At 67.3% G+C, this 12,720-nt stretch carries 13 protein-coding genes and 1 pseudogene; all 14 read left to right on the top strand.

Annotated elements, in window-relative coordinates; genetic code table 11:
* Window positions 1-191, top strand: a pseudogene (locus GGR03_RS07750) (methyl-accepting chemotaxis protein); the annotation flags it as partial.
* Complete coding sequence (locus tag GGR03_RS07745; RefSeq protein WP_183206945.1) at window positions 191-493, top strand: STAS domain-containing protein; 303 nt, start codon at window positions 191-193, stop codon at window positions 491-493. The pseudogene GGR03_RS07750 and the gene GGR03_RS07745, both read left to right, overlap by 1 nt.
* Window positions 490-861, top strand: a complete 372-nt coding sequence (locus GGR03_RS07740) for a response regulator (RefSeq protein ID WP_183206944.1) — start codon at window positions 490-492, stop codon at window positions 859-861. The genes GGR03_RS07745 and GGR03_RS07740 overlap by 4 nt, the downstream gene beginning before the upstream one ends.
* A gap of 81 nt (window positions 862-942) precedes the next feature.
* On the top strand, window positions 943-3,159 hold the full coding sequence (locus tag GGR03_RS07735) for a chemotaxis protein CheA (RefSeq protein ID WP_183206943.1): 2,217 nt from the start codon (window positions 943-945) through the stop codon (window positions 3,157-3,159).
* A gap of 11 nt (window positions 3,160-3,170) precedes the next feature.
* Window positions 3,171-3,656, top strand: coding sequence for a chemotaxis protein CheW (locus GGR03_RS07730; protein ID WP_418884970.1), 486 nt, complete (start codon window positions 3,171-3,173; stop codon window positions 3,654-3,656).
* 157 nt (window positions 3,657-3,813) lie between these two features.
* Window positions 3,814-4,659 (top strand): CheR family methyltransferase, encoded by an 846-nt coding sequence (locus GGR03_RS07725; RefSeq protein WP_183206942.1) that lies wholly within the window; start codon window positions 3,814-3,816, stop codon window positions 4,657-4,659.
* Between the two features lie 4 nt (window positions 4,660-4,663).
* Window positions 4,664-5,728 (top strand): protein-glutamate methylesterase/protein-glutamine glutaminase, encoded by a 1,065-nt coding sequence (locus GGR03_RS07720; protein ID WP_343058668.1) that lies wholly within the window; start codon window positions 4,664-4,666, stop codon window positions 5,726-5,728.
* A gap of 103 nt (window positions 5,729-5,831) precedes the next feature.
* Window positions 5,832-6,221 (top strand): response regulator, encoded by a 390-nt coding sequence (locus tag GGR03_RS07715; protein ID WP_183206940.1) that lies wholly within the window; start codon window positions 5,832-5,834, stop codon window positions 6,219-6,221.
* 17 nt (window positions 6,222-6,238) lie between these two features.
* Complete coding sequence (locus tag GGR03_RS07710) at window positions 6,239-6,763, top strand: chemotaxis protein CheD (RefSeq protein ID WP_183206939.1); 525 nt, start codon at window positions 6,239-6,241, stop codon at window positions 6,761-6,763.
* A 72-nt stretch (window positions 6,764-6,835) separates the two neighbouring features.
* Window positions 6,836-7,192 carry a hypothetical protein gene (locus GGR03_RS07705; protein ID WP_183206938.1) on the top strand — a complete coding sequence of 119 codons (357 nt, stop codon included), beginning with the start codon at window positions 6,836-6,838 and terminating at the stop codon, window positions 7,190-7,192.
* Window positions 7,193-7,466: 274 nt separating this feature from the next.
* Window positions 7,467-9,158 (top strand): flagellar basal-body MS-ring/collar protein FliF, encoded by a 1,692-nt coding sequence (gene fliF, locus GGR03_RS07700; protein WP_183206937.1) that lies wholly within the window; start codon window positions 7,467-7,469, stop codon window positions 9,156-9,158.
* Between the two features lie 3 nt (window positions 9,159-9,161).
* Window positions 9,162-10,040 (top strand): hypothetical protein, encoded by an 879-nt coding sequence (locus GGR03_RS07695; protein ID WP_183206936.1) that lies wholly within the window; start codon window positions 9,162-9,164, stop codon window positions 10,038-10,040.
* Window positions 10,037-11,236: a MotB family protein gene (locus GGR03_RS07690; protein WP_252920079.1), complete on the top strand. Its 1,200-nt coding sequence runs from the start codon at window positions 10,037-10,039 to the stop codon at window positions 11,234-11,236. Before GGR03_RS07695 ends, GGR03_RS07690 begins: the two co-directional genes overlap by 4 nt.
* Entirely contained in the window at window positions 11,233-12,543 is a 1,311-nt protein-coding gene (locus tag GGR03_RS07685; protein ID WP_183206934.1) for a hypothetical protein, read from the top strand. The genes GGR03_RS07690 and GGR03_RS07685 overlap by 4 nt, the downstream gene beginning before the upstream one ends.
* Window positions 12,544-12,720: the final 177 nt, after the last annotated feature.

The raw sequence follows: 12,720 nt of genomic DNA, 5'->3' as shown, positions 1-12,720 counted from the left end.
AGACCGAGGAGCTCGCCGCGGCGATGGCGAAGTTCAGGACCTCGGCGAGCCCGGCCGGCCGCCTCGCGCCGGCGAACGTCTCGCGGGTCCAGCGCCTGGCGTCCCGCACGACCACGCAGATGAAGACCATCGGCCGCGGCGGCGCAGCCCCCGCAACCCATGCCGATAGCGAAAGCTGGGAGGAGTTCTGATGGCCCGACGTCCCACGTCCCTAAAGCCGGCAGCCATAGACCTGTCGGCGGTCCTCGACCTCAAGGCTGCCGGCCCGCTTTGCGATCAGCTCGTTGAGCTGCGAGGCAAGCCAATCGTGCTCGACGCTTCGGGCGTCAGCAAGGTCGGGGGCCAGTGCGTCCAGGTACTGCTGGCGGCCGCCGCGACATGGCAGGCGGATGCGGTCAGCTTCAAGATTGCGGAGCCATCCGAGGCGTTCCGCAACAGCGTTGAACTCATGGGTCTCTCGGGAACCCTCAGCGACAGGGATACTGCAGCATGAGCATGACCATTCTGACGATCGACGATTCGCGCACGATCCGCGAAATGTTGCGCGCCACCCTGTCCTCATCCGGTTTCACCGTGGTGCAGGCCGAGGACGGTGAGCACGGCATACAGGTGCTGCAGGAGATGACCGTCGAGCCCGACGTGATCATCACCGACATCAACATGCCCCGCAAGGACGGCTTCCAGTTCATCGAGGCGGTCCGCGGGGACCCGTCGCGCCGGGCGATCCCGATCCTCGTCCTCACCACCGAGAGCGACGCGGAGAAGAAACAGCGTGCCCGTCTCGCAGGAGCCACCGGCTGGATCGTCAAGCCCTTCGACCCGGTCAAGCTGCTCGACGCGATCAACCGCGTCGCAGCCTGATCGAACTCCGCGGGTGGCCGGCAAGCTTACGGAATGCCCCGCGCTTTATGCCGGAACTGACGACCAGAACAGGGTGCAACCATGGATGCGATGGCCGAAATCCGGCAGACCTTCTTCGAAGAGTGTGCCGAACAACTCGCTGAACTCGAAGCCGGCCTCCTCGCCATCGAAAATGGCGTGGCCGATTCCGATACGGTGAATGCCGTTTTCCGCGCCGTCCACTCGATCAAGGGCGGGGCGGGGGCTTTCAGCCTCGACGAGCTGGTGCGGTTCGCCCACGTCTTCGAGACGATCCTGGACGAACTTCGCTCGGACCGCCTCGAGCCCAGCGACCAGGTGATCAAGGTGATGCTCCGCGCTGCCGATGCGCTTGCGGATCTGGTGACGGCGGCCCGCGACGACGGGATCTGCGACGCGGAAAGGAACGCCACGCTCGTCCTTGAGTTGAAGGCCCTGGTCGGCGCCAAGGCTTCCGAGGCCGAGGCTCCGGCGCAGGATGATGGCATCCCCGACTTTGACTTCATCCCGGTCGCTGTGGATCTCGGCGAGATGCTGGGCGGTGGTGGCGAGAGCCGCTACCGCATCGTCTTCCGGCCGCATGCGGCGCTCTACGCCAACGCCAACGACGCCGTCCGGATCCTGCGCGATCTTGCCGAGCTCGGCGAGACGGTCGTCACCTGCGACACCAGCGAACTGCCCGGCCTGGAGGAGCTCGACCCGGAGGGGGCGTATCTCTCCTTCACGATCGATCTGCAGACCGAGCAGAGCGAGGACAAGGTCCGCGAGGTCTTCGACTTCGTGGAAGGAAACTGCGACCTGTCGATCGAAGCGCTTGTCGAGGAACCGGAGGAAGAGGACGGCTCGGCCGTCGACAGTGACCTGGCGGATCTTCTCGCCCGGATACGCGGCGACGTCACTCCGGAACCGGCGAAGCAAAACGCCCCTGCGGCAGAGCCGGCCGCCGAACCCGTCGCGGAACCGACGGAAGCCGCCGATGCGGGCCCGTCGCTAACGCGTGCAGCCGCGTCCGTGGCGCCCGCGGCAAAGGCCGAATCCGCCGATCAGAAGACGCAGGGTGCGGCCGCCGCCGCGGGTCAGACCATCCGGGTCGACCTCGAGCGCGTCGACCGCCTGATCGACCTCGTCGGAGAACTGGTCATTCACCAGGTGATGCTCTCTCAGCGGGCCTTCCAGGCCGGCCTCGCCCGCGCCTCCGATGTCGCCGTCGCCCTCGAGGAGCTCGAGCAGCTGACGCGCGAGATCCAGGACAGCGTCATGGCGATCCGTGCGCAGCCGGTGAAGTCCGTGTTCCAGCGGCTGCCACGTCTGGTCCGGGAAGTCGCAGACATCGCCGGCAAGTCGGTCCGCCTGGTGACCGAGGGCGAGGCGACGGAAGTCGACAAGACGGTGATCGAACGGCTGTCCGATCCGCTGACCCACATGATCCGCAACGCCATCGACCACGGGCTGGAAAAGCCGGAGGTTCGCCGCGAGGCCGGCAAGGCCGAGGAAGGCACCGTACGCGTCGCGGCCATGCACCGCTCCGGCCGCATCGTGATCGAGATTTCGGACGATGGCGCGGGCATCAATCGCAAGAAGGTTCGCGAAATCGCGATCGAGAAGGGGCTCGTGTCGGCCGATGCCAGCCTGTCCGACGAGGAGATCGACAATCTGATCTTCATGCCCGGCTTCTCGACGGCGACCGAGATTTCGGAACTGTCGGGCCGCGGGGTAGGGATGGACGTCGTCAAGCGTTCCATCCAGGCGCTCGGAGGCCGCGTCTCGATCAACTCCAAGCCCGGACGCGGATCGACCTTCACCATGAGCCTGCCGCTGACGCTGGCCGTCCTCGACGGCATGATCGTCTCGGTCGGCGATCAGACCGCCGTGGTGCCGCTGACGGCGATCGTCGAGACGCTGCAGCCGAAGCCGGAGGAAGTGAAGAGCTTCGGCGGCGACGCGCGGCTGATCAAGGTCCGGGACACGTTCCTGCCGCTCGTCGATGTCGCGCGGGAACTCGCCTACTCCAATGATACGACGAGCGCCACGACCGGCGTTGCCATCCTGGTGGAAGCCGAGAACGGAACACGCTCGGCGCTGCTCGTCGATGCGATCCAGGGCCAGCGGCAAGTGGTGATCAAGAGCCTGGAAGCGAATTACGGACGGGTGCCCGGTATCGCCGCCGCCACCATCCTCGGCGACGGCCGCGTCGCGCTCATCCTCGACGTCGACGCGATCGTGGCAACGTCGCGCATCGACGGCGCCTTCAACCCCGGCCTACAGCACGCAGCGGAGTGAATCTCATGAACATGACCTCGGGGATCACCATGCCCCATCTCAACGACAATCGCGGCGATGCGCATACCCGCGAGCTGATCGCCTTCCGGATGGGGGAGCAGGAGTTCTGCGTGGACATCATGGCGGTGCGCGAAATCCGGGGATGGACGGCCGCGACGCCCCTGCCGCATGCTCCGTCCTACGTCATCGGCGTGATCAACCTGCGCGGCGCCGTGCTTCCGATCGTCGATCTCGCGGCGCGGCTGGGCTTTGCCAGTACGGCGCCCACGGCCCGCAGCGTCATCATCGTCGTACGCGCCGAACAGCAGCTTTTCGGCCTCCTGGTCGACGGGGTGTCTGACATCCTCACCGTGACGGACGATGCGCTGCAGCCGACGCCGAACATCGCCTCGGAACTCGCCCGGCAGTTCGTCCGCGGCGTCATGGCGATCGACACGCGCATGATCTCGCTGATCGCGACCGACAACGTCCTGCCGCAGCTGCAGGCAGCCGCCTGAGCGACACACTCGCCGTCGCCGCATCGAGGCGGCGGCCCGAGAACGCTGAAATGGCAATACCGTGGAGATTCGAGTGGTAACCGGTCAGACGAGACAGGACAGGCCGGCCAGGACCGGACGGGGAGACACCGTCTCCATCGTCGCGGGCGAGTTCCCGATGACCGAAGCCGACTTCCTGAAGATCGCGGACATGCTCTACAAGGATGCGGGCATCCACCTGTCTCCATCCAAGACCGACCTCGTCTATTCCCGGCTGTCGAAGCGGCTGCGCACGCTCGGGATCGCCAGCTTCAAGGACTATTGCGCCCTGGTCGCCGATTCCTCGAACGCAGGCGAGCGGATGACGATGCTTGCCTCCCTGACCACCAACGTCACGCATTTCTTCCGCGAAAAGCACCATTTCGACCATCTGCGGGAGCACCTGCTGCCGCCGCTGCTGCAGGCTGCCAGGCAGGGCGAGCGGGTCAGGCTCTGGTCGGCCGGCTGCTCGACGGGGCATGAGCCCTATTCGATGGCGATGACGCTGCTGGCCATGATGCCGAACGCGGCGAGCCACGACATCCGCATCCTTGCCACGGACATCGACCCGAACGTCGTCGCCACCGGCCGCGCCGGCATTTACGGCGCCAGCGACCTCGGCGGCGTCCCGGCGGAATACCGCCGCCGGTGGTTCCGCCCGGCGCCGCCCATCGCCGGAACGGGGCGGGGCGGTACCGACGAGATGGATTTCGAGGTGGTGGACGCGATGCGCGACCTCGTGGTGTTCCGCGAACTCAACCTGATCGGCCAGTGGCCGATGAAGGGGAGGTTCGACGCGATCTTCTGCCGCAACGTGACGATCTATTTCGACCAGCAGACGCGCGAGCGGGTCTGGAAGCGCTTTGCTGAACGGATACAGCCCGGCGGCTACCTTTATGTCGGGCACTCCGAGCGGCTCGGCGGGCCGGCAACGGCCGTCCTTACCTACGAATCCAACACCTCGTATCGCAAGACGGGGGCCTAGGGCGGTGAACACGAACCACAGCCGGGCCCCCGCCGACATCGCCGTTAGCGCAAGGGCACCCGCGCGCGTGCTGGTCGTCGACGATTCGATGACCATGCGCGCCCTGATCCGTCATGCCCTCGGCGGCGATCCGGATATCACGGTGGTCGGGGAGGCGGCCAATCCCTACGAGGCCCGCGAGATGATGAAGGCGCTCGACCCCGACGTCGTGACGCTGGACGTGGAGATGCCGGACATGAACGGCATCGAGTTTCTCGAGAAGATCATGAGGCTCCGCCCGACGCCGGTCATCATGGTGTCCAACCTCACGGCGCCCGGTGCGGCGGCGACGCTGGCGGCGCTGGAAATCGGCGCGTTCGACTGCATCGCCAAGCCGGGTGCGCAGAGCAACACGTTCGAGGCGCTGCCGGGCCTGGTGAAGGAAGCCGCGCGGGCGCGGGCGGGTCTGGCGCGTCGCCGGGACGGGGCTCCCAGGGGCCGCACAGCCGCGGCTCTCACGCCGAGTGCGACCGGACCCGAACTCGTCGGCATCGGCTCGTCGACCGGCGGCGTCGAGGCGCTGATGCAGGTCCTGGCGGAGTTTCCGGCCGACTGCCCGCCCACCCTGATCGTCCAGCATCTCCCCGCCGCGTTCACCGGTTCCTTCGCGGCACGTCTCGACCGGGCCTGCCCTGCGCATGTCACCGAGGCGAAGGAGGGCGACCTGGTGCGGAACGGCCGGGTGTATCTGGCACCCGGCGGCGGGCGACACATGATGCTGCGCAAGGGTGTGCAGCCCAGCATCGCCCTGGTCGAGGACGGACCGGTCTGCGGGCACAGGCCGTCGGTGGACGTCCTGTTCGCCTCGATCGCCAAGAACTTCAAGGGTCGCATGACCGGCGTCATCCTCACGGGCATGGGGCGAGACGGTGCGCAGGGCCTGCTCGAGATGCGCAATTGCGGCGCCCGCACGATCGCCCAGGACGAGGATTCGTCGCTGGTCTACGGCATGCCGCGCGTCGCCTACGAGATCGGCGCGGCGGAGAAGCGCGTGCCGCTCGCGCGGGTCGCGCGGCAGATTTTCGCATGAACCGGCCACACCGCAGTTTTTCGGATAAGCCGCAAATTTTCAGCTTTGGCTGGGGGAAACATTCAAGGGTCCGGCGTCTAATGCATACAAGAGGTACGGCGCAATGAGCATCAAAGATCACCTGAAGGTCCTGATCGTCGACGACCACCGCACGAGCCGAATGCTCATTCGCGACGCGCTCGAGCAACTCGGGATCAAGAACATCGTCTTCGCCACGGACGGGGAGGAAGCTCTCCGCACGATGATGACCGCGCCTTGCCACATCATCATCTCCGACTTCAACATGCCGAAGCTCGACGGCATTCAGCTGCTGAAGGCGATCCGCGCCTATGGCCCGACGAAGAAGACGCCGTTCATCATCCTGACCGGCAAGGGGGATCGCGAACTGGTCCAGCAGGCGGCACAGTGCGGCGTCAACAACTTCCTCGCCAAGCCGATCACCCTGCCCGTGCTCAAGAAGACGATGGAAGCGGTCGTCGGGCCGCTGCAGTAACGCCAGTGAGCAATGTAATGGAAGCACGGCGCGTTCACGTCATGCAGGGAGAGTCGAAGGTCGAGGACGGAGCAGGCACGGTTCTGACGACACTCCTCGGCTCGTGCGTCGCCGCATGTATCCGCGACCCCGAGGCGGGCGTCGGCGGCATGAACCACTTCCTGCTGCCGGGGAGCAGCGACTACGAGGGTGGCCGCGCGGAGAGCTTCGGTCTCTATCTGATGGAGCTGCTGGTCAACGGCCTGATGCAGCGAGGCGCCCGTCGCGGCCGCCTGGAAGCGAAGCTGTTCGGCGGGGCGCGTACGGTGGAGGGTCTGTCCGATGTCGGCGCGAAGAACGCCGCCTTCGCGGAACGCTTCCTGCGGATGGAGAAGATCACCTATCTCGGCGGCAGCCTCGGTGGTCTGTCCGGGCGGCGGATCGAGTACTGGCCGCAGTCCGGGCGCGCGCGGCAGATCTTCTTCGAGAAGGCGGCGATGCCGCGCATACCGGTCGCCCCGGCGCGTATGCCGCAGACGATCGGCGACGTCGAACTTTTCTGAGCCAACCCCCATGCGGCCGCAAGGCGGCCGTCCTGATCCGGCCTGCCGGGACTTGCAGACAAGAGCGCATAGATGACGACGAGCACGCTGCCAGACCTTCTCAAGACGCTGTCACGGGAGATCGGGGCCCTGGCCGATACCACCGAGGCGCTGCACGAGCTCGTCTGCCACGACTGCTCGATCCGGGACGCCTCCTATGTGCAGGCGGTCCAGAGCATCGATCGCGCCCAGCAGACCCTCGACAATCTCTCGGTGTTTCTCGGGACTCTCGGCGAACACGTCTCCGACGACTGCGCAGTCAGCCTGACCGCCGCCCTCGACACCGTCCGGCTGACGGAGCTGAAGCACCGTCTGGCCGTGCCGCAGGCATCGGAAGGGGCCGGCAGGCTCATCCCCGCGACCGTCGGAGAGATGGAACTGTTCTCTTAGGCCCTGTGCGCAGTGGCCGCGCTCGGCGCTCGCACTTGCGCGAGGCTTGCAAGCTGCACCGGCCGACGCCGTTCCCTGCAGCAGCGGTACCATCACACCGGAAGCCATTCTTCCCGGAGCATCGAGAAAGCCTCGCTTGGCCTATCGGGCCCGGCGTGTCTGCGACCTGCTGCCCATGCTCGTTAACCGTCTGTTAACCGGGGCTTCGCGCAAGCTTCGGCCGGCATGTTCCCGCCAGATGTTGCGTTGCATCGCGAATGTGTAGGGGACGGACATGGCGCTTGCCATCGGTGGACAGACTCAGCAGGTACTGGCAAATCTCGGCGCGCTGGGCCCGAGAAAACTCGGTGCGCTGGGGCTCATCGGTGTGCTGGTCGTCGCACTGGTCGGGCTTGGCAGCTACTATCTCTCCCGCCCGGACATGGAGACGCTCTATTCGGGTCTCGACCGCACCGACGTCACCCGCATCGGCGCGGCGCTGACGGAAGCGGCGATCCCCTTCGACGTCAACATGACCGGCGACGCCATCCTGACGCCGTTCTCGCAGACGGCGCCGGCCCGCATGCTCCTGGCCGAGAAGGGCCTGCCGCGGTCGGAGAACGCCGGCTACGAGCTCTTCGACAATCTCGGCTCCATCGGCCTGACCTCGTTCATGCAGGAGATCACCCGGGTCCGCGCTCTGGAAGGCGAGATTGCCCGCACCATCCAGACGCTGAAGAACGTCCGCGCCGCGCGCGTCCACATCGTCCTGCCGGACGAGGGATCGTTCCGCCGCGAACAGCGCAAACCCTCGGCCAGCGTCGTGATCCGCACCGAGAGCCCGGAAGATTTCGGCTCGGCGCAGGCCGTCCGCTCGCTCGTCGCCGCGGCGATACCGGGCATGAACCCGAACGAGGTCACGGTCCTCAACTCCGACGGCACGCTGCTGGCGACCGCCGATGACTCGGTATCCGCGGCGCCGACCAAGCTGTTCGGCATCGAGAAGATCGTCTCCAACAGCGTCGAGGAATCGATCCGCCGCACGCTTGCCCCCTATCTCGGCATCGGCAATTTCCAGACCAGCGTCATCACGCGGCTGAACACCGACCGGCGGCAGGTGAGCGAGCGGCTGTTCGATCCGGACGTGCGCGTCGAGCGCTCGACCAGGACCGTGCGCGAGAGCGGCTCGAGCCAGAACACCGAAGGCGAGACGCCCGTCGGGGTCGAGCAGGATATCCGGGCCGTGGACGAGGCGCCGGCCGTCGGCGGCGGCGAGACGTCGCGCGACGAGAACGAGCGGCGCGAGGAACTGACCAATTACGAGATCAATGAGAAGACCATCTCGACGACGAGCGACGGCTATGCGGTCGAGCGACTGTCGATTGCCGTCGTCGTCAACCGCCAGCGGCTGAAGGACGCGATCGGCACGGACGCCACCGACGCGCAGGTCGAGGAGCGGATCGCCGAGATCCAGGCGCTCGTTGCGTCCGCATCCGGCTTCTCCGAAGCGCGCGGCGACCAGATCAAGGTTACCGCAGTCGACTTCATGGCGGACGGAAGCGAACTGGAGCCCATGCCGGGGCCGAGCCTCGGCGAGATGTTCGTGCGCCAGTCGGGCACGCTGATCAACGCCCTGACCATCCTGGTAGTCGCCGTCCTTGTGATCTGGTTCGGCCTGCGACCTGCCGTCCGCGCCATTGCCGGTACCGCCAGCGTTCCGGAGGAGCAGATCGAGGCAGAGCCCTTGATGGATCTCGACCTCGCCTTGCCGACCTTCGATGGCAGTGATGTCGATCTCGGCACAGGCGTCGCTCAAGGTTCCGCCGATATCGGTCGGAGTGCCGGGATGGACCCGGCCTACCTCGAGGACCTGTCGCTCAGTCAGGTGAAGTCGCCGGAGGCGCGGCTGGCGAAGCTGATCGCCTTCGACGAAGCGCAGGCAGCGGCGATCCTCAGGCAGTGGATCCATCAAAAGGAAGCGGCGTAGTCCATGATCCCCCTGGCGCAGTATCTGCCCGAGTTCGAAGAACAGGACGGCACCCCCTTTGCAGGCCGCAGGAGCGCCGCGCCGCGGCCCCGACGCCAGCGCCAGCCGGATTTCGAGCAGTTGATGATGGTCGCGAGCCACGCCTTCGACCCGGATCCGGCCTCGGCGGTCGTCCCGTTCCCGCTGATGGCGCTGCCCGAGATGGACGCGCCGGAAGATGCCTCCGAGATATCGGAAGCGGAGGCCGGAACCGCGCGGTCCGGGTCGAGCGACATCGATGCGGAACCTGCCGCCGATACCGAAGCGGGCGAGATGCTCGAAGGATCGGCCGAGATCGTCGCGGGGCCGAGCCACGAAGAGCTCCTTGCGGCAGCGCGCGAGGAAGCGCGGGTGCAAGCGCGGGCCGAGGCCGAGGCGGAGCATCAGCTGGCGCTGGCGGAAGCCGTCCGGATGGAGCGCGAGCGCGCCGAGGCTGACAGCGCCGCTGCCCTCGCCACGGCGCGGGCGGAGTGGGCCGCCGCCGAGGGCGAGCGCCTGGCCGGGCTGTTCGACGAGCGGCTCGACCGGATCGAGAGCGTGGTGCGCTCGTCGCTGTCGAGCGTCCTGCGGCCGATCGCGCTTGCCGCGCGGCGCCGCCAGACGGTGATGGAACTTGCTGGCGCGGTGCGCACCCTGACGCTCGACGGGGCGGCGCTGACGGTCCGCGCGAGCGGGCCCGCCGATCTTCTCGACGCGCTGGCGGCGCAGCTCGGAAGCGGCAGCGCCATGGTCGCGTTCACGCCGGACGAAGACCGCGTCGACGTGCGGATCGAATGCGACCAGACGGTCATCGAGACGCGCCTCGCCGGGTGGCGCACGGCGCTGGAAGAGGCACTGGCGTGAACGAACAGGCAGGCGCCGGACATCTGGAACGCCAGGAGATCATCATCGTCCGCCGCCGGGCGGCGGTGGACGAGGGCCATCATGGCGGCGTCTGGAAGATCGCCTTCGCCGACTTCATGACGGCGATGATGGCCTTCTTCCTGGTGATGTGGCTGACCAACACCTCGGACATGGCGACGCGCAAGCAGGTCGCCCAGTATTTCAACCCGATCAAGCTGACCGATACGGCCCCTGCCACGCGGGGCGTCGAGACGAAGGACGACGGCGCCTCCCGTGACGCCAGCGAACGCGGCGTCAGCCGCGTCGAGACCAATGGCGACCCGCATGGCAAGCCGCTCGCCGGCGAGCAGAAGGGCGGCGACGAGCAGGCGCTGTTCCGCGATCCCTATGCGGTGCTGGCCGAGATCGCCTCGGAGAGCAGCGCCACCAGCAGCACCTTCGACAACGGCGTTCCCGACGGATCTGGCTTGCCGGGCATGAACGGCGGCGACGCCTATCGCGACCCGTTCGACCCTGCCTCCTGGCAGATCGCCCCGAACACGGTGGACAATGGCGGCATGCTGGAAGACGTGCCGCCGGCGGAATTCCGCACCGAGGTAATCCCCGTCGAGCCTCCGGTCGAACAGGAGCCCGCAGAGATTGCCGAAGCCGGCGAGGAGGCCATGCCCGTCCCCGACGATTCGGATGGCGAAGGCCAGGCTGGCGAAGAAAAAGCCATGGAGGAGAAGACGGGCGACGTCGCCGATGCAGTGAAGGCCGATCTCGAGGTCGAGCTTGCCAAGGCGGGCCAATCGCTGCCTGCCAACGTGGAGATCATCGCCGGCAAGGGGGGCGTGACGATCTCGCTTGCCGACGATGCGGTCAGTGGCATGTTTGCCATCGGCTCGGCTCGCCCGACCCCGGAAGCGGTGGCGATGATGGAGAAGATCGCGGCGGCGCTGGCAAAGCGCGAGGGCGAGGTAATCATCCGGGGCCACACCGACGCGCGCCCCTTTGCCAGCGGCGAGTACGACAACTGGCGGCTTTCGACCGCTCGAGCCCACATGGCGTATTACATGCTGGCGCGCGGCGGCCTCGACGAGAAGCGTGTCCGGGCGATCGAGGGCTTCGCCGACCGGGAGCCACGGGACCCCTCCGACCCTGAAGCGGCGATCAACCGCCGCATCGAGATATTGCTGACGGTTCCTTCGGCATGAAAGCAGTCCCGTCCCGTGGTGCCGCGCTCGTGGCGCTGATGTTGCTGGCATCCTGTCCTGCGGCCCTCGCCCAGGAGGAGGCGCCGGCCGTCGTCCGGGAAGATCCGGGCGCGGCGGCGGAGCGGGTCCGCCAGGCGGGCGAAACGGCGCGGCAGGCGGCAGCGACGACCGCATCGCCTGATGCGGCGGCAGAGGATGGTGCCACAGCAGAACAGGGTCCGATGCCCTATGAGATCGTCCGCTCGCTGCAGTTTCTGCAGGATCAGGTGGCGCGCGGCAACGGTGCCGCCATCCGGGTCCAGTCGCGGTTGCTGAGGCGGTACGGACCGACCTTCGCCGAATCTGCGCCCGAGACCTGGCAGGATCCGCGCAACCGCCGCGCCGCGGCGCTGTTCGTCCTCAGCGGCGGCCCGCCCCAGGTGCTCCGCAAGATCATCGAACTCACGAGGCCGGAGGGCGAGGATCAGTTGCTCCTCGAGGGCGCTCTTGCCTATGTCGAGAACCGCTCCGCCGAGGCGATCGCGAAACTGAGCGCGATCGATCTCGCAACCGGGGAAAGTGCGCTCGTCGCGCAGGTGGAACTTGCTCTGGCGCAGCTGCAGCAGGAGTCCGACCCCGAGACGGCGCTGGCCCGGCTGAAGCGGGTGATGCTGGCGGCACCCGGCACGTTGCTGGAGGAGGCGGCGCTGCGCATGGGCGTGATGCTGGCGGAAACGACGGGCGAGCCGGCGGCGGCAGATCGCTTCGCGCGGCAGTATTTCGAGCGATACTCGCGGTCCGCCTATGCCGGCAACTTTCGCGCCCGCTTCGCGTCCGTCTATGCCGAGCGTCCCGCCGGAATGGAAGAGGCCACCGTCGCTGCGATCGTCGACGCCACGTTCACGATCCCGCCCGAGCAGCAGCTGTCCATCTTCCTCGCCGTCGGGCGACGGGCTCTCGTGACCGGTAACCACCGTCTCGCCGCCATGACCGCCGGGCGTGTACTGGCCTATCCAGCCCTGACGCGGGAGGACCGGGTCCGCGCGACGCTCTACGAGATTGCCGCGACGTTGACGGAGCGCGATTTCGTCGAGGTCCGCGCGACGCTGGAAGCGATCGACCCGGCGCTGCTCCATCCCGCAGATCAGAAGCTTCGCACTGCCGCGGTCAAGTTGCTCGACCAGATGCGCCAGCCGCTGCTCGCCGGGGCGCTTCCTGCCGAAACCGATGGCGGCGACGCGAGCGACCTGCCTGCCGCCGACATGCTGGCCCGTGGCGAAGCGCTGCTGGAGGCGATGCGCGGCGACACGAAGGGAATCAATCCATGACCGCTGTGCCGAGCCAGATAGACAATCTTCCACAGCCGGCCCCGCGTCGTGCGGCGGGACGCGAAGAGCGCCGCGACGGCGAGGCGTTCACCTCTGCACTGGGCGCCCGCGAGGATGACAGCCGGACAGCCCTTCCGGGAGAGTCCGCGGTCGGCGACGCGCCGTCGTCCTCTGAGG

Origin of the sequence: Aurantimonas endophytica (assembly GCF_014196845.1) — a bacterium.
Lineage (GTDB): Bacteria > Pseudomonadota > Alphaproteobacteria > Rhizobiales > Rhizobiaceae > Aurantimonas > Aurantimonas endophytica.
This window is presented reverse-complemented; position numbering and strand designations above follow the sequence as displayed.

Excerpts from the sequence above, each read along its gene's own strand:
- GGR03_RS07745 (WP_183206945.1), top strand. The coding sequence starts at position 191 with ATGGCCCGACGTCCCACGTCCCTAAAGCCGGCAGCCATAGACCTGTCG.
- GGR03_RS07740 (WP_183206944.1), top strand. The coding sequence starts at position 490 with ATGAGCATGACCATTCTGACGATCGACGATTCGCGCACGATCCGCGAA.
- GGR03_RS07735 (WP_183206943.1), top strand. The coding sequence starts at position 943 with ATGGATGCGATGGCCGAAATCCGGCAGACCTTCTTCGAAGAGTGTGCC.
- GGR03_RS07730 (WP_418884970.1), top strand. The coding sequence starts at position 3,171 with ATGACCTCGGGGATCACCATGCCCCATCTCAACGACAATCGCGGCGAT.
- GGR03_RS07725 (WP_183206942.1), top strand. The coding sequence starts at position 3,814 with ATGACCGAAGCCGACTTCCTGAAGATCGCGGACATGCTCTACAAGGAT.
- GGR03_RS07715 (WP_183206940.1), top strand. The coding sequence starts at position 5,832 with ATGAGCATCAAAGATCACCTGAAGGTCCTGATCGTCGACGACCACCGC.
- GGR03_RS07710 (WP_183206939.1), top strand. The coding sequence starts at position 6,239 with ATGGAAGCACGGCGCGTTCACGTCATGCAGGGAGAGTCGAAGGTCGAG.
- GGR03_RS07705 (WP_183206938.1), top strand. The coding sequence starts at position 6,836 with ATGACGACGAGCACGCTGCCAGACCTTCTCAAGACGCTGTCACGGGAG.
- fliF (WP_183206937.1), top strand. The coding sequence starts at position 7,467 with ATGGCGCTTGCCATCGGTGGACAGACTCAGCAGGTACTGGCAAATCTC.
- GGR03_RS07695 (WP_183206936.1), top strand. The coding sequence starts at position 9,162 with ATGATCCCCCTGGCGCAGTATCTGCCCGAGTTCGAAGAACAGGACGGC.
- GGR03_RS07685 (WP_183206934.1), top strand. The coding sequence starts at position 11,233 with ATGAAAGCAGTCCCGTCCCGTGGTGCCGCGCTCGTGGCGCTGATGTTG.